The sequence below is a fragment of the Cohnella phaseoli genome, from assembly GCF_003386235.1.
GTDB classification, from domain to species: Bacteria; Bacillota; Bacilli; order Paenibacillales; family Paenibacillaceae; genus Cohnella; species Cohnella phaseoli.
Window position 1 is genome coordinate 98,902 of sequence record NZ_QRDZ01000022.1, and the last position, 21,467, is coordinate 120,368.

General features: G+C 53.3%; 21 protein-coding genes and 1 riboswitch. Of the genes, 3 read left to right on the forward strand and 18 right to left on the reverse strand.

All coding sequences use genetic code 11. The annotated features are described in order from the left end of the window. Positions 1–18 precede the first annotated feature (18 nt). The 13 genes from glmU to DFP98_RS24545 form a co-directional block, all read right to left on the reverse strand. On the reverse strand, positions 19–1,416 hold the full coding sequence (gene glmU / locus DFP98_RS24485; RefSeq protein ID WP_116063253.1) for a bifunctional UDP-N-acetylglucosamine diphosphorylase/glucosamine-1-phosphate N-acetyltransferase GlmU: 1,398 nt from the start codon (positions 1,414–1,416) through the stop codon (positions 19–21). A gap of 152 nt (positions 1,417–1,568) precedes the next feature. Further along, positions 1,569–1,853, reverse strand: coding sequence for a septation regulator SpoVG (gene spoVG, locus DFP98_RS24490; protein WP_115995948.1), 285 nt, complete (start codon positions 1,851–1,853; stop codon positions 1,569–1,571). A gap of 109 nt (positions 1,854–1,962) precedes the next feature. Next, complete coding sequence (locus DFP98_RS24495) at positions 1,963–2,361, reverse strand: RidA family protein (RefSeq protein ID WP_116063254.1); 399 nt, start codon at positions 2,359–2,361, stop codon at positions 1,963–1,965. Between the two features lie 13 nt (positions 2,362–2,374). Further along, positions 2,375–3,196 (reverse strand): pur operon repressor, encoded by an 822-nt coding sequence (gene purR, locus DFP98_RS24500; RefSeq protein WP_116063255.1) that lies wholly within the window; start codon positions 3,194–3,196, stop codon positions 2,375–2,377. 100 nt (positions 3,197–3,296) lie between these two features. Beyond that, a complete protein-coding gene (gene ispE, locus DFP98_RS24505) occupies positions 3,297–4,154 on the reverse strand; it encodes a 4-(cytidine 5'-diphospho)-2-C-methyl-D-erythritol kinase (RefSeq protein WP_116063256.1) in 858 nt (285 codons plus the stop codon). Between the two features lie 125 nt (positions 4,155–4,279). Next, on the reverse strand, positions 4,280–4,462 hold the full coding sequence (locus DFP98_RS24510) for a small, acid-soluble spore protein, alpha/beta type (RefSeq protein ID WP_116063257.1): 183 nt from the start codon (positions 4,460–4,462) through the stop codon (positions 4,280–4,282). A 129-nt stretch (positions 4,463–4,591) separates the two neighbouring features. Then, positions 4,592–4,867, reverse strand: a complete 276-nt coding sequence (veg, locus tag DFP98_RS24515) for a biofilm formation stimulator Veg (RefSeq protein ID WP_116063258.1) — start codon at positions 4,865–4,867, stop codon at positions 4,592–4,594. A gap of 150 nt (positions 4,868–5,017) precedes the next feature. Then, complete coding sequence (gene yabG, locus DFP98_RS24520) at positions 5,018–5,896, reverse strand: sporulation peptidase YabG (RefSeq protein WP_116063259.1); 879 nt, start codon at positions 5,894–5,896, stop codon at positions 5,018–5,020. A gap of 89 nt (positions 5,897–5,985) precedes the next feature. Beyond that, positions 5,986–6,861, reverse strand: a complete 876-nt coding sequence (gene rsmA, locus DFP98_RS24525; RefSeq protein ID WP_116063260.1) for a 16S rRNA (adenine(1518)-N(6)/adenine(1519)-N(6))-dimethyltransferase RsmA — start codon at positions 6,859–6,861, stop codon at positions 5,986–5,988. A 4-nt stretch (positions 6,862–6,865) separates the two neighbouring features. After that, positions 6,866–7,417: a ribonuclease M5 gene (gene rnmV / locus DFP98_RS24530; protein WP_116063261.1), complete on the reverse strand. Its 552-nt coding sequence runs from the start codon at positions 7,415–7,417 to the stop codon at positions 6,866–6,868. Between the two features lie 171 nt (positions 7,418–7,588). Next, positions 7,589–8,746, reverse strand: a complete 1,158-nt coding sequence (locus DFP98_RS24535) for a resuscitation-promoting factor (RefSeq protein ID WP_116063262.1) — start codon at positions 8,744–8,746, stop codon at positions 7,589–7,591. Positions 8,747–9,025: 279 nt separating this feature from the next. After that, a riboswitch (cyclic di-AMP (ydaO/yuaA leader) is annotated at positions 9,026–9,243 on the reverse strand. Between the two features lie 179 nt (positions 9,244–9,422). Beyond that, positions 9,423–10,199 (reverse strand): TatD family hydrolase, encoded by a 777-nt coding sequence (locus DFP98_RS24540; protein WP_116063263.1) that lies wholly within the window; start codon positions 10,197–10,199, stop codon positions 9,423–9,425. A gap of 229 nt (positions 10,200–10,428) precedes the next feature. Continuing rightward, positions 10,429–11,721 (reverse strand): HD domain-containing protein, encoded by a 1,293-nt coding sequence (locus DFP98_RS24545; protein WP_116063264.1) that lies wholly within the window; start codon positions 11,719–11,721, stop codon positions 10,429–10,431. A 328-nt stretch (positions 11,722–12,049) separates the two neighbouring features. On the opposite strand from DFP98_RS24545, the gene DFP98_RS24550 reads away from it, so the two are divergent. Further along, the gene (locus tag DFP98_RS24550) at positions 12,050–12,304 is read left to right on the forward strand and encodes an AbrB/MazE/SpoVT family DNA-binding domain-containing protein (RefSeq protein WP_027086730.1); all 255 of its coding nucleotides are present in this window, start codon (positions 12,050–12,052) and stop codon (positions 12,302–12,304) included. A gap of 126 nt (positions 12,305–12,430) precedes the next feature. Here the strand turns inward: DFP98_RS24550 and rsmI are convergent, their stop codons facing one another. Both rsmI and DFP98_RS24560 read right to left on the reverse strand, forming a co-directional pair. After that, complete coding sequence (rsmI, locus tag DFP98_RS24555) at positions 12,431–13,405, reverse strand: 16S rRNA (cytidine(1402)-2'-O)-methyltransferase (RefSeq protein WP_116063265.1); 975 nt, start codon at positions 13,403–13,405, stop codon at positions 12,431–12,433. Further along, entirely contained in the window at positions 13,402–14,229 is an 828-nt protein-coding gene (locus DFP98_RS24560) for a tRNA1(Val) (adenine(37)-N6)-methyltransferase (RefSeq protein WP_116063266.1), read from the reverse strand. Before DFP98_RS24560 ends, rsmI begins: the two co-directional genes overlap by 4 nt. Before the next feature lie 166 nt (positions 14,230–14,395). Between DFP98_RS24560 and DFP98_RS24565 the strand changes: the two genes are divergently transcribed. Then, positions 14,396–16,258, forward strand: coding sequence for a patatin-like phospholipase family protein (locus DFP98_RS24565; RefSeq protein WP_116063267.1), 1,863 nt, complete (start codon positions 14,396–14,398; stop codon positions 16,256–16,258). A 136-nt stretch (positions 16,259–16,394) separates the two neighbouring features. Beyond that, on the forward strand, positions 16,395–17,114 hold the full coding sequence (locus DFP98_RS24570) for a G1 family glutamic endopeptidase (RefSeq protein ID WP_116063268.1): 720 nt from the start codon (positions 16,395–16,397) through the stop codon (positions 17,112–17,114). A gap of 105 nt (positions 17,115–17,219) precedes the next feature. Here DFP98_RS24570 and DFP98_RS24575 read toward each other — a convergent pair whose 3' ends face one another. The 3 genes from DFP98_RS24575 to DFP98_RS24585 form a co-directional block, all read right to left on the reverse strand. Next, positions 17,220–17,996: a response regulator transcription factor gene (locus DFP98_RS24575; RefSeq protein WP_246016676.1), complete on the reverse strand. Its 777-nt coding sequence runs from the start codon at positions 17,994–17,996 to the stop codon at positions 17,220–17,222. Then, on the reverse strand, positions 17,996–19,759 hold the full coding sequence (locus DFP98_RS24580; protein WP_147310272.1) for a sensor histidine kinase: 1,764 nt from the start codon (positions 19,757–19,759) through the stop codon (positions 17,996–17,998). The genes DFP98_RS24575 and DFP98_RS24580 overlap by 1 nt, the downstream gene beginning before the upstream one ends. Positions 19,760–19,845: 86 nt before the next feature. Then, entirely contained in the window at positions 19,846–21,438 is a 1,593-nt protein-coding gene (locus DFP98_RS24585; RefSeq protein WP_181917924.1) for an extracellular solute-binding protein, read from the reverse strand. Positions 21,439–21,467 lie beyond the last annotated feature (29 nt).

A 21,467-nucleotide genomic window follows, 5' to 3' on the forward strand; every position in this document is an offset into this window, starting at 1 on the left:
AGTTTTTTACCGCCTTTGTTATTCGGTTTCTTTGTTTTTCTTGGCTTGGGCGCGAGCGCGAATCTTGTCCGCATACCCTGGTTTGTTGACTTGACGCTCGCGGGCAATGGCCAAGTCATTGTCTGCTACATTGCTCGTAATCGTGGAGCCGGCGACGACGTAAGCGCCGCTGCCGATCTTGACCGGAGCGACCAGATTCGAATTGCTGCCGATAAACGCTTGATCCCCGATCTCGGTCATTGATTTATTATAACCGTCGTAGTTTGCCGTAATCGCCCCACAGCCGAAATTAACGCCTGAGCCGACGATCGCGTCCCCGATGTAGCTTAGATGAGGAATCTTGCTGTCTGCTCCGATTGCGGCATTTTTGATCTCGACGAAATCGCCGACCTTCACCTGGCGTCCAAGCTTCGTTCCGGGCCTTAAGTAAGCGAACGGACCGACGTTGCATCCTTCGGAAATATCCGCGCCTTCGGTCACCGTCTGGCGGATCGTCGTTCCGTCCCCGACCGTCGTATCCTTCAAGTCCGCCGACGGACCGATCACGCAATCCGAGCCGATCGAAGTCGCGCCACGAAGCAGGGTTCCGGGATAGATGACCGTATCCGCGCCAATCGTGACACCCGCTTCAATATACGTATTCGCCGCGTCAACGATCGTCACGCCATTCGCCTGATGGGCTTCATTAATTCTCAGCCGCATAAGCCGCTCCGCTTCCCCAAGTCCAATTCGGTCGTTGACTCCCGTTCCTTCCACGGGATCCTTGCACTTGCTGGCGGCGATCCGCTCGCCGCGGCCGCGCAAAATGCCGATGACGTCCGTCGCGTAATATTCTCCCTGCGCGTTGTCGTTCGTCACCTCGGCAAGAGCGGAGAACAGCATGCGGTTATCGAAGCAATACGTCCCTGTATTGATCTCGCTAATAGCCGCTTCCTCTGCGGAACAGTCCTTCTGCTCGACGATTCTAAGCACGCTGCCGTCTTGACCGCGAATGATCCGCCCCAGGCCGGACGGGTCCTCCACGTCCGCCGTCAGCACGGTTGCCGCCGCTTCTTGCTGCAAATGCTGCGCGATCAACTCTTTGATTGTCTCGGCCGTCACAAGCGGCGTATCGCCGTAAGTAACGACCGTAACGCCATCCTCCTGCCCCAGCAGCGCCTCGGCTTGCTGCACAGCGTGACCTGTCCCGAGCTGCTCCGCCTGCAGAGCGTACTCGATCTCATCGCCCAGCTTCGCCTTCACGGCTTCCGCGCCGTGGCCGACGACCACGACGGTCCGGCCGCATTCCGCGCCCTTTACGGCGTCCAGGACGTGCTCGACCATCGGTTTTCCGCATACGGGATGCAATACTTTATATAGCTTCGATTTCATTCTCTTGCCCTGCCCTGCGGCAAGGATGATCGCCATTTTGTTCATCAATGCGTGAGCCCCTTTCCGTTCCGGTGAATCTGAGTTGAATCTATAAGTGCGCCTATTATCAAAATCATAGCTTATAGCTTATTCAAGATCAAATGAAAAGGCTCAAATGAAAAGAGAGCCTGTCCAGGCTCTCTTCTCCATATCCATCATTATGCCCCTTCTACCATAACTTCTTCTTCTTGCGCTGCTCGCTCGTACTCCGCCAATACTGCGGCTTGAATCTTCTCGCGTGTCCCGGAGGAAATCGGATGGGCAATGTCCCGGAACTCTCCATCCGGCGTCCGTTTGCTCGGCATAGCGACGAACATGCCATTGTTCCCGTCGATAACGCGAATGTCGTGGACGACGAATTCGTTATCGATCGTGATTGAAGCAATGGCTTTCATGCGCCCCTCCGAATTGACTCGGCGGAGTCTCACGTCTGTAATTTGCACTTGTGTTCACCACCTTTGCCCCTCAGAAAGACTTGGTGTAATATTCCACAAAGTTACGCAAATTCCTTCTTAAATATGGTAAAACACCTGCTAAAAATCAAATAAATTTTTAATTCCTGACAGTTTCGACAGATATCGCCGCAATCAATTCAATTTCGACAAGAACATCCTTTGGCAAGCGAGCGACTTCTACTGTAGAACGAGCCGGCGTATGCGCTCCGAAGTGTGATGCATACACTTCGTTGAACTCGGCGAATTGGTTCATGTCCTTCAAAAACACGGTCGTCTTAATGACATCCGAGAATCCGAGTCCTTCGGCGGATAGAACCGCTTTCAAGTTAGCCAATACTTGGCGCGTCTGATCCTGGATGCCGCCTGCGACAAGCTCTCCCGCAGGGGTTAACGGAATTTGACCGGAAGTGTACAGCAGATTGCCCGTGCGAACCGCTTGCGCGTACGGACCGATTGCTGCAGGAGCATCGGTCGTGGAGACGATTTTCAAGCTCATAATTGTTATCCTCCTAGAAAAAGTTGCCTGGTTGGACTTTGATTTGACGAGTCTTCAGATCGACTTCCGTTAGACGCGCCAGCGAGACGTAATCGTGAAGCAGCCGTTCCTCGCTATCGATCTCTCCGGATTCTACGAATACGCCGACACCGGCGACGACCGCGCGAAACTCGTACAGCAGATCGACCATTCCCTGAATCGTTCCGCCCGCTTTCATGAAATCGTCGATAATGAGAACGCGGGATTCTTCCTTAAGCGCCCGACGAGCAAGCGACATCGTCTGGATGCGCTTCGTGGAGCCCGAGACATAGTTAATGCTGACCGCGGAGCCTTCCGTCACCTTATGATCGCGCCTTACGATCACGACGGGCAGGTTCAAATACTGAGCGGTTGCATGAGCGAGAGGGATACCCTTCGTCTCGACGGTCATAATGACGTCGATATTCCGATCCGCGAACGCCGTCGCGAACATGCGGCCTACTTCCTGCATCATCGCCGGTTGGCCGAGCAGATCGGTCATATACAAATAGCCGCCCGGCAGCAGCCGGTCGGGCTGTTCAAGTTCGCGGCAGATCGAGCCGATTCTGACGAGCGCCTGATCCTTGCGACATTTCGGCACGAACCGAACGCCGCCCGCCGCTCCGGCCAACGTGTTCAGCTCCCCGATTCCTTCGTCCTCGAACACTTCCTTGATAATCGCCAAATCCTCGCTGATCGAAGATTTAGCCGACTGATACCGTTCGGCGAATGCTGTCAGGGAAATTAACGTGTGGGGACGGGTCAATAAATACTGCGTCATCTCTACGAGTCTGGCGCTGCGTTTCAGTTTCTTCACGTTCCCCTCTCCCGTCCAAATCCGAATATTTTACAGTATCATAACATCTTTATACGGTTTTGTTCAACAGAAACGAGAGTTTGTGCGGTGCAAGCGGACACTATGTTAACATTCTTACCACATAGACGTCTTTGCAAAACCCTCTTAGCGCGTTATAGACGCGTGCAACCTTCATTTCCTTGGACACTAGGCCGAAGACGGTCGGCCCGCTTCCGGACATCAGCACGCCGTCTGCTCCCGACTTGATCATACAATCCTTGATCTGCCGAACTTCGGGATAACGGTTCAGTGTGACATTTTCAAGAACATTTCCCAACGACGCGCACATATCGGGGAACGACTGTCGCGACAAGGCGTCCAGCATGCGCGGAATGGATGGGTGCTCCTTCACCTCGTGCACGCGAAACTTGCCATATACGTCCGCCGTTGACACGTTGATCGGAGGCTTAGCCAGCACGACCCAGCATTGCGGGGGAGGAGAGATCGATTCCAGTCTTTCCCCTCTTCCTCTGGCCAGCGCCGTACCGCCGCGAATGCAGAAGGGGATGTCCGAGCCGAGCTCCGCGCCAAGCGTCTCCAGCTCCTCTGTCGGGAGCTCCAGATTCCAGAGACGGTTCAACCCTTTCAGCGTCGCCGCCGCATCGCTGCTGCCGCCCGCCAAGCCGGCCGCCACCGGAATCTGCTTGTCCAGATGTATGTAGACGCCGCGTCTGACTCCGTACCGCTCCTTGATCAGCCTCGCAGCCTGGAAAGCCAAATTCTTCTCGTCCAGGGGAATAAATCCCGCCTGGCTCGACAGGACGATCTGATCGCGAGGCAGCTCCTCCATCTCCAGACGATCGGCCAAATCGACCATCGTCATGATCATCTCTACCTCGTGAAAGCCGTCCTCCCGCTTCCGCAGAACGTCCAGTACGAGATTGATCTTGGCCGGCGCCTTCTCATATATTTTCGACATCGTGTCTTCACCAACTTCCGAGACAATACCTTTTGCATTATTATAACAAACGATGCCCGCAAATGCGAAAAGAGGTCGAATCCGCGCATTCCGCGGGAATCCGCCTCTTTTGGCTTTTATTGCTATCAGGATCTCGGCGTTCGGGATGCGGTCTGCTCGGCGATCTGGATGGCGCGTTTGACCATATTTCCGGCATCCTTCGTGCGAATGCCTCCCCAGCCCTCCTGCTGAACCGTATCGTAGATGCCCAGGTCCTTGGCCAGCTCCTCTTTGAACTGCTCCGACATGACGCCTCTTCTTCTGCTCATCGTACGCCTCCTCGTCTGGATGTCTTAGGACGTTCACGATTAGAATGCCTCGAAGAGGATGTCGGCATGCAAAACGGGCAGCACGGCGCCCTTGAACCCGGCGCGATGCTGCCCGTACTATTCAACCGTCTAGTGCGACAAATAATGGATTCGTACCTCGCCATCGTCATTGCAGAGCGTAACCTCTACAGACTCGGTCAAAATATCGGCATAGCTGTACGAAACCCGCTTAAACGTGTGCTGCTCTTGGTCAAGCTTGACAATGAAAACCGATGGGTAGATTTCTTCCAGTACCCCCGTGCGTTCGATGGTTTTGCGTCGTCCACCGTTGGCGCGGAGCATGATTTTGGAACCGACGTGCGGCTCCAGGCTTCGCTTGATATCGAGAAGCGTGTTTTTAGCCATGATCCACTACCACCTCTTTCCCTGTAAATTATAACTAAAAACAGGGGAGGTGTCAAATGAATCAAAATATTATATCAACGATGCGGATTTACTGTCAACGGTCATTTTCCTTGATGGGATTAGGTTTTCCTAAAAAAAGCTTCATTTTTGTCACAAAACGTTCACATTTTGCTCAGAATTAACCTCTTTTAAATTCGGCAGACCGATCCGGTAACGCCCCATCGTCTCGATCCCTCCAACGCCCTGTCTGCCGCTGATCGTATGCGCGATGACGTCCGTAATGTTGATCGTGTCGCGGAACGGCGTAAACGCCGCGCGAACGGCCACATACACCGGATCAAGCGCATGAATCATAATTCGGCCCGGAGAGCTGGCGAAATTCGCTCCCGCCTGCAGCAGCGCCTCAAAGTGTGACTGGCAAGCTCCGGCGACAACGACCAGGGAATCGCGGTTGCGTTCGTAATCCCTGGCTACGTTCACGGCGTGTACGAAGTTCAACGAGTTTTTGTAGCTGCTGAGCTGCTGCAGATTCTGCTGCTGCTTAAGAACGCCGTCATGGCCTGTAATGACGACGATATCCGGATGGAACTGAGGAAGCATGCGCATGAGCATATGCGGCATCTGCGACTCATGACAATGAACGCCTTCCGCCGGCACTTTCAGCTGCGCGTACACCTGCATGCTCTTCTTGAGATAATTCGGATCGCCGTCCAGATGAAGTACTTTGCCCGGCATTTCGAAGAACGGCTGTCTGCGATCATCCAGCGCTGTCGTAAATCCAAAACGGCCGAATTGCCGGCTCCGCTCCTCGCTGATTTTGCGCAGCGACTCGTTCGCTTTAATACGCGCCTGGCGCGTCCCTCCGAGCTCGTCCGGGTTTCGCACCGTCTGGAGATCCTCGACCGGCGCATCCGCCAGCAAGCGGTAATCCGTCCCTCTGAGCACGGCTTGCTGCGCGGCGAACGCCGCGACCCGGAACAACACGTCTCCTCCATAGGATTTCCGTACGACAAGGTCCCCCTGCTTCATGCCCACTCACCTCTCCGTCTATCCTATGGAGTCGGAGTCGGATGGGTGCGCGTCCGGGGGGACGGTTTTAACGGCTATCGGCCGCGTTTTTATGCGAGCATGCCGCTGCGGGTCAGAGCCTCGCACACGGCTGCGAACTCCTCCAGAGACAACGTCTCCGCCCTCCGCTCCGGTTGTACGCCGATCTCCCTAAGCAGGTCGCCGAGCTCGGCTTTGCGCTCCTTGCCGGATAGCGCGGACAAATTGTTCGCCAGCGTCTTGCGCCGCTGCGCGAACGAAGTCTGAACAACGCGGAAAAACTTCTCCTCGTCCGGCACGCTGACGGCCGGTTCGGGGCGCCGTTTCAGCCTGATGACCGCCGAATCCACATTCGGCTCGGGAATAAACGCTTTGCCCGGAACGATGCATACCAACTCCGGCTCGCAGTAGTACTGAACGGCAATGCTCAAGCTGCCGTAATCTTTGCCGCCCGGCTTGGCGGACATTCTCAAGGCAACTTCCTTCTGCACCATAACGACGATGTTCTCAATCGGCAGCTTGTCCTCCAGCAGCTTCATGATGATCGGCGTCGTCACGTAGTACGGAAGATTCGCTACGACGCTGACGCCCGCCAGACCGGTGAAATGCTCTTGCCAGAGCGCATGCAGATCGGTTTTCAGAATATCGCTTTGGACGATGCTGACATGCTCGTAAGGAGCCAAGACGTCCTTAAGGATCGGAATCAACCTCCGATCGATCTCCACCGCCGTCACCTTGCCGGCGGACTTGGCGAGCCTCTCGGTCAGCGATCCGATTCCCGGGCCGACCTCCAGCGCTCCTCGCGTCTCGTCCAGCCCGGCCGCAGCAATGATCTGGTCGAGCACATTCCCGTCGATCAGGAAGTTTTGGCCGAGACTCTTTTTGAACGTAAACCCGTGCTTGCGAATAATTTCGCGCGTCCGGTTTGATGTGGCGATCTCCTTCATGCCTTTATCGTCCTTCCTGCTCCAACTGCTCCAGCGCCGCTTGAAATTCGGCCTTCGTAATCCGGAACATGAGGCATCTCTTGTAAAATTGTTTGCCGTTTGCGTAGCCTATGCCCAGAATCTCTCCCATACGCTCTCTGCGGCCCGCAGATGAGGCGTGTACGATCAGCCCGGCGGCCAGCAGGTCGTTCCACTCGATCTCCGCAGGCTCGTCCGTGGCCGCCTCCGGTCCGCGCACCCTCTCCAGCGCCCGGCGAATCGCTTCATCGGATGCATGCTCCACGCCGATGCCCCTGCGGCCTCGCGCCTCGTCCTTCGTCAGGAAGGCATGCTTGCAGTCCGGAACGCGCTCGGAGACGATCTTGCGGATACGTTCCCCCGGAGCGTCCGGGTCGGTGAGGACGATGACGCCTCTGCGTGCTTGCGCAAGCTCGATCCGCACAAGCACGTCCTCTCCGATCGCCGAGCCGCCCGTCTCGATCGTATCGGCGTTTACGGCCCGCTTGACCGCCGTCGTGTCATCCTTCCCCTCCACGACAATCATTTCTCGAATCATTCGTTTTCATTCCGCCTTTAATCCGTGCATTTCCTTCAAGCGTATACGAGAATGGTACGAAGGGCAAGTCCCGAACCCTCCCTTCCGCACTGCTGCGCAACAAAAATCGGGAAGAGCCCAAAGGCTCTTCCCGACGCAAAGCTCTATTGGATCGAAGCCGAGCGATGCCGGCTAATCCGCGGACGGCTTGACCGGCCCGATCACGTACACCGTATACCCGCGTTTTAATCCGAACTTGTTGACGTGCGATTCGCTATCGAAGTAGACATCGATTTTCTTGCCTTTGACGGCTCCGCCCGTATCTTCGGCGCGGCGGAAGCCGATCCCTTCGATGTACACCCACCAGCCGAGCGGAATCACTTTCGGATCCACAGCAACCGTGCGGCCTTCCTTCACGGTCGTTCCGGTCCGGGTGATGCCGTAGCCGTCGTCTCCTTTGGATTTACCCGTAGATGCGAACCCTGCCGAATACGCCGTCAACGTCACGTTGCTCAGCATCCGTTTTACTTTGACGCTCTTGCCGTTCAGCTTGACGACTTTCGCTTCTCCCGCTTTCGGCGGTCCGCTGAACGATGCCAAAGCCACTTCGGCCTTCTTCTTCGTTCCGATTGCGACAACCTGCTGTACAGCCGGCTTGGCAATCGTCTTCTCGATCATTTCCTGGCTGACCAGCTTGCCGTTCTCGTAAACCTTCTCGGTTTTATAGACGACCGTGCCTTCCTTGCCTTCGGTCACGACCTTCGTCTTGCCTTCTTCAAGCTCCTCGCTCTTCTTCTCCACAACCTTGAAGGCGATCGGGCGCTGGGTCTCTGTAACCTCTTTGCGCACGCGAACGACCGATACGGTCATACCTTCCCGCAAAGGACTGTCAAGCTCCGGAACGACGCGGTCATTCTCGGATAGATTGAGGTTTAACGACTGGATGACTCCCCCAACGGTATCTTCGCTTGAATAAGCGACTTGCTGTTTGCCATCCGCTTTGATCATAACGCCTACTGCCCGGTCGATAATCAATCGGCTTCCCTCTTCCAAGCTGGCCGTAGCCGCCATAGAGAGATGATCGTTAGGCCCGATGTAAATGCCCTGCTCTTCGAGCAAGCCGAGCACGTCCGAGGTTTTCGTAGAGATCGCCTTCGAGACGCCGTTGTCGATGATCGTAATGTTCTTGATCGCCGCCTTCTGCAGCAACGAAATGAACATGATGGAGATGGCAAAAACGAGAATTGCGGCCAATAGCGCTGCACGCAAATGCTCATGCTTCCAACGCAGTGCGAAAAGCTTGCCGGTCGGTCGTGGATCATGGGTTTCCTGAATAGGAATTGCGCCCATATCTCGTTCCTCCTTCATAGCCCGCCGTCGACTGTAATGCATGATGTTGTCTGACGCGACTAATCCAAAATGGTTAACGACACCTGGCGATCAGACCCGAAATTTTCGCGGATTTCGGCTGGATCGATCAGACGCCGCCTTCCCCAGTTCAGAATACTCACATGAGAGCATGTTACCCTGAGCAGTTGTGTTGGCAACACAAAAAGCCATCGAGACAGAGGACTGTTCGTGGCTTCCGCATGATTGAAAATAAGCTAAGTACTGTAGCGGCACGAGGGTGACCTCTCTCTATCACGCTTGCGGGGTTAGCTGTCGGATTCGGGCAAAGAGAGTTGCCCTAACGGCTGCATGCCTGACGCGTCACTCAGATAGAGCCGCCATCCCGACACTTGCCGCATTCACCCCAAGATTGCTCGGACCGCATTGGACGCTCATCAAGATCGTCGCCGCGTTGGGTCCCCCACTCTCCCGTTCGGGAGATTAAGCGCACTGGAAAAGGAATGTCATATTCGAACTTTCTGTTGAAGATCATAACCTCTGCGCGATAACAGTGTAAAGACGGCTCATCCGACGAATTTGGCCGTTTTTACGGAAAATCGAAGGGAACTTGCGCGATAATCGCAACAAAAGCCAGTTTTTTCTTCGAAGCGGCTTGTTTTCCTCCCGTTTCTTCCGTTTATCTCGTTATCCCAAAACAGCGTCTGGCGTTATCGCCTGTTATTTTTGCAATTTCTTCCAGAGAAACACCTTTTATTTCCGCTGCCGTCTCTGCGACCAGACGCACGTAAGCGGACTCATTTCGCTTCCCTCGATGGGGGTGAGGAGTCAAATAGGGGGCATCGGTTTCGATCAGCAAACGGTCCAATGGAACCCTTTCCAAAACCTCTTTGGGAACCCTTGCATTTTTGAATGTAACCGGTCCCCCGAAGGAAATATGGAAATTCATATCCAGGCATATTTGGGCCGTCTCCCAACTTCCGGAGAAGCAGTGCATAATTCCCCCGACCTCGGAAGCCCGCTCCTCCTTCAATAATTTTACAATGTCCTCGTGTGCGTCCCGATTATGAATCACAATAGGTTTTCCGATCCGCCGGGCCAGTCGAATTTGTTCGCGAAACACTGTCTGCTGAACGTCTTTCGGCGATGTGTCCCAATAATAATCAAGTCCGATTTCGCCGATCGCGACGACTTTCGGATGAGTGGTGCAGAGTCGCTCGATCCAGGCCAAATCCTCTTCCAGCTTCATGTCGACGGCATCGGTCGGATGCCACCCAACCGCCGCATAAATAAACGGGTATTTCTCCGTCAACGCCATCGTCGTGGGAATCGTCTCGCGGTTGAACCCGATATTGACGATCGTGTCTACGCCGGCGGCCAACGCGCGTTCTATCACTTCATCTCGATCGCTGTCGAACTTGTGAGAATCGAGGTGGGCATGGGTATCAAAAAGCATCATTATGTCTCCTTTTTCGAGAGGTTGTTCAAAAAGTCCAATTTTGATCACGAAGCATCTCATAAAGCATACTCGACGTCGAATCTTGCATTCAGCCGGATCTTCCGGTACTCACGTAGCTTCCACTACGCTCCGTTCCTCATCACCGGTCTTCATCCAACCTTCTTGGTGCTGAAAACCGGACTTTTTGAACTCTCATTTTATGTGTGATCCAAATCACTTTCTTCTATTATATAGACAACCTGGCGCGTGTCTCGGAACTGAGCAAATGAGCGTGCGGAAGCACTCGCTCCTCCGGATAATAAATGTAATCATTGCCTCGATGCAAGCCGGCGATCGAGCGAATAATATCGGAGGCTGCCGAAATTTCCGTCAGCTCCTCCCGCTTGTCCAACAGCAAAATCGGAGGCTTCTCCTTACTGTCAGGCAGCACCCCCGGCTTATAGACGTCATACGGGGAATCCTCGGGCTTGTCGACTTCCATATGATAGGACGGATCGAGGCCGATCCTTCGCCACTCGCCGCGAACATCTTCGAGCCACCCTCTGTCCTCTCCGGTCAGCGGCGCAAACTTGTACAGCCTCCGGTTCAAGAAGCGCCGGCATAGATCCGCCAGCAATTCGTCGCGTTCGCCCGCCCACTCGCCGAAAGCCGTCTGCACCATCGCCTCGTCGAGCCTCATGTACTGTGCCAGCGTGACGGAGCCGGACAGCAAAGCCCGGATCGGGTCAAGCATAAAGGAGAATGCGTAGCCGGACGCGAGAAGCTCGCTCGCTCTCCGGAAAATTTGACGAAGCAATATTTCCGAGCTGCGGGTGACAGGGTGAAAATAAACCTGCCAATACATTTGGTATCTTGACATTAAGTAATCTTCGACGGCGTGCATCCCGCTGTCCTTAACGACGATTTTCCCCTGGAAGGGGCGCAGCACTCGCAAAATGCGGTCCAGATCAAACGTGCCGTAGTTCACTCCCGTGAAATAAGCATCGCGCAGCAAGTAATCCATCCGATCCGCATCCAGTTGGCTGGATACGAGGCTGACTACAATCGGTTTTTCGTATTTCTTGCGGATCACCGCGGCGACCTTGTCCGGAAATCGGTCATCGATTTCGCGCAGTACGCGGTTAATCTCGGTATCCCCTAAGACCACTTCGCAGGTCCATTCTTCATGGTCCGTGCCGAAGATTTGTTCAATAGAATGCGAAAATGGGCCATGTCCGACATCATGCAACAAAGAAGCACAAAGACTGAGCAATTTTTCCTCTTGCGGCCAATCGCTGTATCCATTACGCTCAAACTGAGAAATCACTTTCCTTGTAATTTCATATACACCCAACGAATGGGAAAACCGACTGTGCTCTGCCCCATGAAACGTAAGATAGGAGGTGCCTAGTTGGCGGATTCTTCTGAGTCGCTGGAACTCCGGCGTATTGATGAGCTTCCAGACGGTCAGATCCTGCACGTAAATGGAATGATGCACAGGATCTTTGAAAACCTTCTCCTCGTGTAATCTCGATAACATGGAACATCACCTCATCTTGGTCATTTTTCGACAAAGTGTCGTTGAAAAAATCGGTTTATGTCGAATATTGTCGAATTTCGTTTTCCTTATACTTTTGGCCGTCTTAACGAGCTTTTTTTAGAAAATCACCATTCCTGAGAGGATTTTCAGACGATATTTAAGAATTTTAAGCATTTCTCGCGCGCTTTCAGGTTGACTTTTTTGGGAAAGGTTGGTACGATAGAGTTCGGAAAAGAGAGAACTTTGTCGAAAACTGGCGACAACGAACAGGCACAGGATCTATGTTCGTTTTGTATTTATTTTAATCATACGAGAGGGGTATTACCAAATGATGAAATCTACCGGTATCGTACGTAAAGTCGATGAATTGGGACGGGTGGTTATTCCGATCGAGCTTCGCCGCACACTTGGCATTGGAGAGAAAGACGCGCTGGAGATTTATGTAGACGGCGAGCGCATTATGCTTAAGAAATACGAGCCTGCGTGCATCTTCTGCGGCAACGCGGAGAACGTTACTTACTTCAAAGGAAAAATTGTTTGCAGAGAATGTTTGAAGGATTTACCTTCCCCTGTGACAAATTAGAGAAAATAGTTTATAATAAAATTTGTATTCTAATTATTGTTAATTCGAACCTTTTTATACTCCTTGCCCCCTCTCGATGTCGATCTCGGGAGGGGATTTTTTTCGTCTTACTTACTTGTACCCCATTTACTCGTCTTCGTTCTTTTCAAGCAGCGCCTGATAGACGTCTCGCTTCGATATTCCCCGATCCGTCGCCGTTGATTTCATCGCTTCCTTACGCGATTGTCCGGCCGCCTCGTAATGCGCAACATGCTGCCCAAGCGTTACGGAAGTCCACCACAAGCCGACCTGTTCCGCGTCGTCTCCTGCTCGAATTCCGTTTTCCGAACGCGTTCCTTCTATTAATATACAGCACTCCCCGAGCGGAGCGTTCTGCTCGACATGCGCCAGACAGGCCTCAACCGTTCCCCTAACGACTTCCTCGTGCTTCTTCGTCAGTTCGCGTACGATAGCCATTTTTCGGCCGCCCCATCGCTCGGCGATCGCAGCTACGGTTTTTTTCAGTCGGTGGGGAGATTCGTATAAAATCAGCGTTCCGCTCTCTCCCTGCAAGCTGTCGAGCAGCTTGTGCACGCCCTTCCGATCGCGCGGCGGAAAGCCGACGAACAGGAAGCGATCGGTCGGGAGACCGGAGACGATCAGCGCCGACAGAGCGGCATTCGCCCCCGGAATCGGCACGATCGGTATGCCGACGGCTGCCGCGTCCCTCGCCAAGTCCGCCCCCGGGTCGGAGATCGCGGGAATACCCGCATCGCTGACAAGCGCAATGCTCTGACCTTCCAGAAGCAGACGGATTAATTCGGGACCGCTTGCTTCCCGGTTATGCTCGTGATAGCTGACAAGCCGGTTCTGGATTTCGAAATGCGTCAGCAGCTTGCGCGTCTGCCTCGTATCCTCGGCCGCGATCAGTTGCACCTCCTTTAATGTGCGGATCGCGCGAAACGTCATATCCTCCAGATTGCCGATCGGCGTCGCTACCAAGTACAGCGTCCCCGGCTTCTCGCGCGCAGCGAAGCTCTTCTGGACAGTGGCCTGAGCAAAGCTTGCTCTTGCTGCCTCTCCCGAGTCGATCCCGTCTCTGTTTGTTGTAGCTTCGTTCATGTTAGCTCCTCCCCTCCAGTCCGCTTTTCCTTAACCGACGGCGCTCGCCCGTTAGGGCGTTTGAAGTCCGGCAGTTCCGCCGCTTGTCCGTAAAATACGGCCAACAGCTCCGGCGTATACTCCCCGTCCTCTTCATAGACGATCAGAGGCGGCAAGAGTCTAACCTCAGGCCGGCCGTCGCGAGTTCCTTCTATTAATATCATGTTCGCTTCCGCTTCCCTGCGGGGGTGCACGAAGCGTATCCGCTTTGGTTCAATGCGGTAACGGCGCATCAGATCGATAATATCGACCAACCGGCTCGGACGATGAACCATCGCAACCTTGCCGCCCGCCTTCACGCTCCTGGCGCAGGCCGCGACGACGTCCTCCAGCTTGCAGCCGACCTCGTGGCGGGCCATTGCCTGATGAAGATTGTCTTTGCGATCGCCGCTCGCGACCGGCAAATACGGCGGATTAACCGTAACTGCATCGTATAGCTCGCCTTCGAGCTTCCATTCGCGCAAATCGCCTTCTATAATATGTACCCGGTCGTCCAGACGGTTCAACGATACGCTTCTTCGCGCCATGTCGGCGAGCCGGGTCTGAATCTCGATGCCCTCCACTTTTGCTTCGGTTCGCGTCGTAAGCAGCATCGGAATAACGCCGTTGCCTGTACACAAATCGAGAATGCGCCCTCTTGGCGGTACGGAGGCAAACCGAGCGAGCAGCACCGCGTCCAGCGAGAAACTGAACACTTCGGGACTTTGAATGATTTTCAAATGATGAGTCAATAGATCGTCCAGCCGTTCTCCAGGCTGCAGAATTAGCTCCTCTTCAGCGCTCACGAGTCGCACCTTCCTCTTCTAAGTGCTTACGCCACTTAGCTTACTTGATTCGAGGCTTGATCGCAAACTCATTCGTTTCGACATCTTCCCGACACATTAAGCTGCTAAGATTAATGATCATTGTCTTTCGTGCGTTAGTGCAGTTGTGAAAGGAGAGGCTACGCTGGTGCTTGAGAAACTCCGACAATATCCCATCATCGATCAATTGGAAACGACGGACATGGAAGCTCTGTTTCCCTATTTGACGGAAACCGAGTATTCGGATGGAACGATTATTTTGCACATGGGACAGACAAGCGCTCGCTTTCATATTCTCCTGTCCGGAGTCGTCTTTGTGTACATCGAAAACGAGGTTCCGGTAACCTTGGCCGAGTTAAGCAGAGGGCATTTCTTCGGCGAAATGTCTTGTCTAACCGGGGAAACCGTAAGCGCTTCGATAAGAGCCCAAGGGCAGGTCAGAACGTTATCCATGCAGCGCGACGGCTTGATGATGCTCATGGACAAAAGCGCCGCTTTTCGCCAACAAGTGATGGAAAGCATGATCGTCCGGATTCGCAGATCGAATGATCGGGTCATGGAGGAGCATGCCCGAAGCTTCGTCGTACTCCGCGAAATGGAACAGCAGAGGCAGAACGGATACGGGCCGTTGATCGGGAGCAGCCCTTATATGCGCAATCTGAGGCAGGAGCTGGAACGGCTGTCCGTTCAAGAGCGCCCTGTATGCCTGGTCGGAGAGAAGGGCGTAGGGAAGCTTCATATCGCCTATCGGCTGCATGACGGGTCTCATCGTCGGAATTATCCGTTGCTGGCGATAAGCGGGATCGATTTCAATTGGGACGAATGGAATCGAAAAGCCCATGCCGCCAAAGGCGGAAGTCTCATCCTGAAGCATGCTGAGGCATTGCCTGAGAATGTTCTTCACCGACTGCTCCAGGCGTCGGAAGAATGCCGGATCATCATGACGGCCTTGCGACCCCTTGATGCGGAAATTCAACAAATTCACGTAGAACCGTTGCGGGAGAGAACCGACGATATCCCGGAGCTTGTTAATTATTTCTTATCGAAAGCCGGCGCAGCCAACCCTTGCGATGCGATCACAGAGAGCGCCATGCGGATGATTCAGATGTTCCCGTTCCTTAAAGGCAATGTCGAAGAACTCAAAAAGCTGCTCGAAGAAGCCCTTCTGTTAAGCAGAGGAAGCACGATACGCAACTCCCATCTGCGGTTCAGCGGGCCGCGCAAGCCGGGAACGAGGCCGACCGTCGGTCTGGCTCTTGGTAGCGGCTCCGTCCGCGGTGCAGCTCACGTAGGCATCTTAAAGGTGCTGGAGGAGGAGCAAATACCGGTCGATTTGATTGCGGGAACGAGCGTAGGCGCATTTATCGGCGCTCTCTATGCCGGCGGCCAGCCGATCTCCGCATTCGAAAGAGTATTGCCGACGGTGCGCTGGAGACAGCTCGTTCAATTCATGCTGCATCCGAAAGCATTCGCCAGCAACCATCGAATGATCCGGTTCGTGGAGAAATACATCGGGCCGGTCGATTTCGAGGATCTGCGGATTCCGTTTGCCGCTGTCGCCGCCAACGCGCTAACCGGAGAGACCCACATTCTGAACAAAGGAAGAGTCTCTCATGCGATATGCGCCTCCACGGCGATTCCCGGAATTATTAAGCCCGTCACCTTGGGCAATCGCTTACTGATTGACGGAGGAGTGGTCCATGCTGTACCGGTCGCTCTTGCGAGAAGCATGGGGGCGGATGTCGTGATCGCGGTCGATGTCAGCTTGTCTTCGTCGACGAAAAAAGCGCCTAAACATTTTATTGCCTCCATTCTCAATACGATCGAAATCATGAGCGAGAAAATCAGGCAAGAGGAGCTGCAGTTAGCCGACGTTGTGCTGCATCCCGATCTAGGAGTAAACGCGTTATCGTTTAAAGCTTCCCCTTCCTTAATCCAGCTGGGCGAAAAAGCAACACGCGAAGCGGTGGCTACGATTAAAAAGAAAATCGGATCGGTAAACGCTGACTAGTCCGATAATTGCCGGGTGGCAGGAAGATAAACGAAGGTCGAAATCAACCGGATAAAGGGCTTCGAGGGTAGTTGTCCGTTTCCGTCTTTCACAGGGTGGAATACCTTTATACCAAACCTGTAAAGGCGGTGTAGATTTGGCGAAAAATCAACGGAAAGGCTCCGCTCCGCTTCGTCCCGCTTCCTCTGCCGCACGACCTTCCCGCAGCATTGCTCCCGGATGGATATCAAGCAATTGGTCGGGATATGCGATCAGTGGGAAGAAAAACGCATATCGTCAGATTTCGGCCTACTGGGTCGTTCCTCAAGTAAAGCCGAGCAAACAGGATCGGTTTTCTTCAGCCTGGATCGGGATCGACGGCTTCGAGAATCCGTTCCTGATTCAGACGGGCACCGAGCACGACACGATCAACGGGAAGACCGTATACTACCCCTGGTGGGAAATCCTGCCCGCTCCCGAAACCCGCATCAATCGCCCGGTCTCGCCGGGAGACCTGATCTTCGCACAAATCCGCAAACTTCCGAACCGCAAATGGCTGATTCTGCTGCGCAACAAGACGAAGGGCTGGACGTTCAAAACGATTCAAACGTACGCCGGACCGGCTGCGACGGCGGAGTGGGTGATGGAGGCTCCTTCTATCGGCAGTGAAATCACGACATTGGCCAACTACGGCAAAATCAGATTCTACAGCGGCAAAATAAATCGCCGCAGCGCGAACCTGAAGCCGAGCAATCGAGGGATCATGGTTCAGCAAGGCCGAATCGTCTCGACCCCCTCCCTTCCGAACAAAACAAAAAACGGTTTCTACGTCGCTTACGGCTCCAGGCTTCCCAAGCCTCCCCGATGCAAGCGTTGACCGTCTTCAAGCGCCTTAGCGAAGCCGAACACACCGTGTTGCAATAAGCCCAAAAAAGCATCTGCCGTTCGGGCGGATGCTTTTTAATAAGAATAATTGGGGCGTTTAATGCTTGCTGGCCCGGTAATCACCCGGAGTCACCCCGCAATGCTTTTTGAAAATACTGAAAAAATGGCGCACATTCTCATATCCGACCTTCTCCGAGATTTGCTGCAAGGGCATCTCCTGATGCTTGTTTATAAGCTGCTTGGCTTTCTGGATCCGATACAGGTGCAAATAATGAATGAAGGTGATTCCCGTCTCCTTGCGAAACAAAGAGCTGATATAGTTAGGATGCAAATATACGTGCTCTGCGACCTGATCCAGGGACAGATCTAACGCATAGTTCTCATGGATATAATGAATGATTTTCTCTACGTTTCTGGACATCTGATTGCCGTTCTCCATTCGGGCGAAGACCGGATCTTCATCCCCGGTGCCCGCCCAAGAAGCTTGACGGGCCGATGCTTCGCTTACTAGCTCGATCGAGACGTTGGACAGAACATCGTATAGCTCGATTTTGTTGATCGGCTTCAGCAAGTAATCGATCACCTGGCAGCGAATCGCTTTCCGCAAATACTCGGTATGGTCGAAGCCGGTCAGAAGGATGAATCGCTTGCACAGATCCCGGCTTTTCGCTTCCCGGATCAGTTCAAGGCCGTTCATCTCCGGCATCTGAATATCGGTTATGACCAGGTCCGGCTTGAAATCCCGCATTTTATCCAGAGCCTCGATGCCATCGTAAGCGCATACGATGGCCGAACAAGGAGTGCTGCCTTTTTCAATAATATTGATAAGTCCCTTATGAATAAACGGCTCGTCATCCACGATCATCAAGTTCATTATCGTTTCACTCCCAATCTCAGGATATAAGTCGTTCCCTGACCGACGGCACTCTCGATGGTCAAGCCCGAGCCTTCCCCGTAAAACGCCATTATCCTTTCGCTTACGTTGTAGAGTCCGAGCCCGGAATCTTCCGTCTGCAGCACGCTCCGATCGGCCTTGTTGTCCAACACATCGCGGATCACCTTCAGCCTCTCCTCGGGGATCCCCGCTCCATTGTCCGATATTTCAATGAGAATCGTATCGTCTTCCCGATCAACGATTACTACAATCTCGCCCTTGCCTCTCCTCTTGGCAATGCCGTGGTTGATGCAATTCTCCAGCAGCGGCTGCAAAATGAACCGCGGACAGCGCATGTCGTCAATCTCCGTTCGCACCTGAATATCGTATTGAAGCAGCTCCATCAAGCGCGGCTTATGAACGTCCAAATAATGGGTTACGTTGGCCAGTTCCTTCTTCAGTGTCGATTCGTTCTCCTGTGACGACAGACTGTAACGAAGGAGCTTGCCCAGGGAATAGATGGCGTCGACGACTTCGTTATCGTCGTTGATCTCGGCGAGCATGCGGATCGATTCCAGCGTATTATAGAGAAAATGAGGCTTTACCTGAGCCTGCAATACCAGATAGTCGGCCTCTTTTTTCATCAACTCGGCTTTGTGAACGGTGTTAAGCAACTCATCGATTCTAAGAATCAAAGAGTTATAGGAAAGAATCAGGAAACCGATCTCATCGCCGTTGCCCTTATCCTCGAAAGGCGTCAGATTGTTCTCGTTCACCCTTCGCATATGTTTGGTCAGGTTCAAGATCCGCTTTGTCAACACGGACGCGATCGCGTAATAGACGGCGGAGAGCAGAAGCAGCAACCCGCCCATAATCCAAGCCAGATTTTTCGTCTGCTTGGACAAATCCGAGAACAGCTCGTTAGTGGAGGACATGAAATAAAACTTCAGTTGCAGATCCGGGATGTCCAGAGAATTCACCAGTACTCCCCGCTCGCTCCAGGTCGTCTGCTTCGGGGCCGCACGGTTTAGGATTTTATCCAAGATCGCATGATACGCATCGGGCTTGAGTTGCTCCCCCCGATTCTCGTATACGCTTTCATCTCCCTTTAAAACCACTATTCCCGTATTATCGCCGCTCACGACAGCCTCCACAAAATCGCCGATAATTCGGTCGTTAACCCTAATTTCAAGAATGCCCAGACGAGTCGTGTAGTTGTCGGTGTACAGATTCTGATAGAAGAGCAATTCCGGAAGACCGGACGATAGCGACGGTTGCGTGATCCACCGCTTCTGATTGATCTTCAGCTCCTGGGATACGTCCCTGGCCTCTTGCGATTCTTCATCGAGAAGATCGCTGATCTCTTTGCCCACCGGCATGACCGCCTGCTTCGTCTTGTACAACCGGACGGATTCAATCGAAGGATTCGAGTTGTTGGCGAACGTGAAGATCGGCCGTATATCCTTCAGGAAATAATAGACGTAGTCTCCGGGCGTCTGATAAAGCCCTTTCAAATATTCTAGCATCTGAGAATTGTGCTGGAACAGGGAATGGATGGATTCCACCTGAGTCAGACTGACCTTTAAGCTGTTTGAGGCCTGTATAATCAATTGCTGCTTAGCCTGAGAAAAGTCGTTTACGACATTTGAATTGAATTGATGGTACAGATACGCTCCCGATAGGACAACAGGCAGAAGCACTAGCAAAATGTAGCCGAAAATCATTTTGTGAACGATTCGTACGCTCTTTAGAAATCGAATCAAGACGATCCCATCGCTTCCCGGTGTAAAATGACAAGTCGGGTAAGGCTCCGAAGAACCTTACCCTGCGTCCAAGATCATCGATTATGTTACTTCATTAATGATTTGGCTTCATTATACTCCTTCGTCGCCCATTCTTCCAACCGGTCGATCCCGATGTCTTTCGTCTTGTCGAGCATCGCTTTTAACGCGACTTTGGCATCCTCCTCGGACTTGGCCAAATAAATTTTCATCTCTTCGTTTTTGATCATGTTGTCGATATTGGCCTGAATGACCTGCTCGTCCGAGTCGGCTGCGGGCACCACTTTGCCGAATATCGAATCGACGATCGTCACTTTCTTCAGCTCCTGCATCACCGCAGTCGAAGCGGAATCCGGCACGTAACGCTGCAGACTGGAGGTCTCGCCCTTGTCGGCCAGAATGCCCCACCATACGACGCCCATCTGTACCTGTTTGTCTTGGTCCTTGGAGTCGAAGTTGAACACCGGGTAGCCTTCTGCATGCATTGTCCAATCCTCTCCCTCGATCCCCCAAGAAGCCAGGCGCTGTCCTTCAATGCTGTACATATATTGGATGAACTTGCTTGCCGCTTCCTTGTTTTTGGCCGTTTTCGGCACGTACATGCCCGACCACCCGATTCCGTTCGAATAGACCTTAGCGTTGGAGCCCAGATTTTTAATGATCTGCGTCATCCGAAATTGCTTTCCGTCCGACTCCAGACGGGGATTAAGCGTTTCGGAGTCTCCCGACGCGTTGATCAGGGAGAACGCCTTGCCGTTCAGAATTTGGTTTTCCGCTTCTGTCCGCTCTTGCCACGTGAAGTTCTCGGCTACGATATAACCGTCGCGATATAGCTTGTTCACATACAGGTAAAACGCTTCCTGATCCGGGTGATTAATATAGTACTTCGCTTGGTCGTCGCCGGAATTATAGAAGCCGAACCGGGGTACGCCGTGCTGAATGCGCAAGTAGCTTCCCGCTTCCCCCGGGGTAATGACCGCCGGGATGAGATCCGGATATTTCTCCTTCACTTGTCCAAGAATGTTCAAATAGTCGTCCAAAGTCTCCAGCTTCGGATTGCCGAGCGCATCCATAATGTCTGCGCGTACCGACAGTCCTTGGCCCGGATTCAAGCATTTATCGCACTCCGCCAATTCGTCGGCCGTCATGAAACCGTTGCGGATCGTATAAAGGCTGCCATCCTTCGTCGCGTTAACGGCTCGGGCGATCGGAGAAATCTCGAAATCCTTCAGCTGGTACTCCTCGATCAGTTCGTCCCATGTGTAAGAAATATCCGGGTTGGACATCGACTGGTGGTTGTTGTACGTGTAAACGATATCGGGCATTTGCGCTCCGGACGCGATCATGAGCGGGAGCTGCTGCGCGTCGGCCGCGATCTGTACATTGACCTTGATGCCGGTTCTCTTCGAGATTTCATCGGGGATTTTACCCTTCCATTCGGTCATCGGCCACCAGGGGTGATCGACGAACAAAGTTATTTCTCCAAGATCCTTGACCGTCTCTGCTCCGCCGTCCTCCGTTTGTGTTGCTCCTGGAGCGGACGGACTAGCGCCGGACGAGGCCGGAGCGTTGTTGCCTCCCGAAGAACAGGCCGTAAGCAAGGACCCGATAAGCGCGAGCAGCCCCAGCGATTTCAAAGCTTTGCCGGTATTCTTTTTCATTTGCATGAACCCTCCCGTTGAATGATTGC

What these genes read in the sequence shown, in the direction of transcription:
- glmU (WP_116063253.1), bottom strand. Translation starts at nt 1,416, where the DNA reads ATGAACAAAATGGCGATCATCCTTGCCGCAGGGCAGGGCAAGAGAATG.
- DFP98_RS24495 (WP_116063254.1), bottom strand. Translation starts at nt 2,361, where the DNA reads ATGAGCTTGAAAATCGTCTCCACGACCGATGCTCCTGCAGCAATCGGT.
- ispE (WP_116063256.1), bottom strand. Translation starts at nt 4,154, where the DNA reads ATGTCGAAAATATATGAGAAGGCGCCGGCCAAGATCAATCTCGTACTG.
- DFP98_RS24510 (WP_116063257.1), bottom strand. Translation starts at nt 4,462, where the DNA reads ATGAGCAGAAGAAGAGGCGTCATGTCGGAGCAGTTCAAAGAGGAGCTG.
- veg (WP_116063258.1), bottom strand. Translation starts at nt 4,867, where the DNA reads ATGGCTAAAAACACGCTTCTCGATATCAAGCGAAGCCTGGAGCCGCAC.
- yabG (WP_116063259.1), bottom strand. Translation starts at nt 5,896, where the DNA reads ATGAAGCAGGGGGACCTTGTCGTACGGAAATCCTATGGAGGAGACGTG.
- rsmA (WP_116063260.1), bottom strand. Translation starts at nt 6,861, where the DNA reads ATGAAGGAGATCGCCACATCAAACCGGACGCGCGAAATTATTCGCAAG.
- rnmV (WP_116063261.1), bottom strand. Translation starts at nt 7,417, where the DNA reads ATGATTCGAGAAATGATTGTCGTGGAGGGGAAGGATGACACGACGGCG.
- DFP98_RS24535 (WP_116063262.1), bottom strand. Translation starts at nt 8,746, where the DNA reads ATGGGCGCAATTCCTATTCAGGAAACCCATGATCCACGACCGACCGGC.
- DFP98_RS24540 (WP_116063263.1), bottom strand. Translation starts at nt 10,199, where the DNA reads ATGCTTTTTGATACCCATGCCCACCTCGATTCTCACAAGTTCGACAGC.
- DFP98_RS24545 (WP_116063264.1), bottom strand. Translation starts at nt 11,721, where the DNA reads ATGTTATCGAGATTACACGAGGAGAAGGTTTTCAAAGATCCTGTGCAT.
- DFP98_RS24550 (WP_027086730.1), top strand. Translation starts at nt 12,050, where the DNA reads ATGATGAAATCTACCGGTATCGTACGTAAAGTCGATGAATTGGGACGG.
- rsmI (WP_116063265.1), bottom strand. Translation starts at nt 13,405, where the DNA reads ATGAACGAAGCTACAACAAACAGAGACGGGATCGACTCGGGAGAGGCA.
- DFP98_RS24575 (WP_246016676.1), bottom strand. Translation starts at nt 17,996, where the DNA reads ATGAACTTGATGATCGTGGATGACGAGCCGTTTATTCATAAGGGACTT.
- DFP98_RS24585 (WP_181917924.1), bottom strand. Translation starts at nt 21,438, where the DNA reads ATGAAAAAGAATACCGGCAAAGCTTTGAAATCGCTGGGGCTGCTCGCG.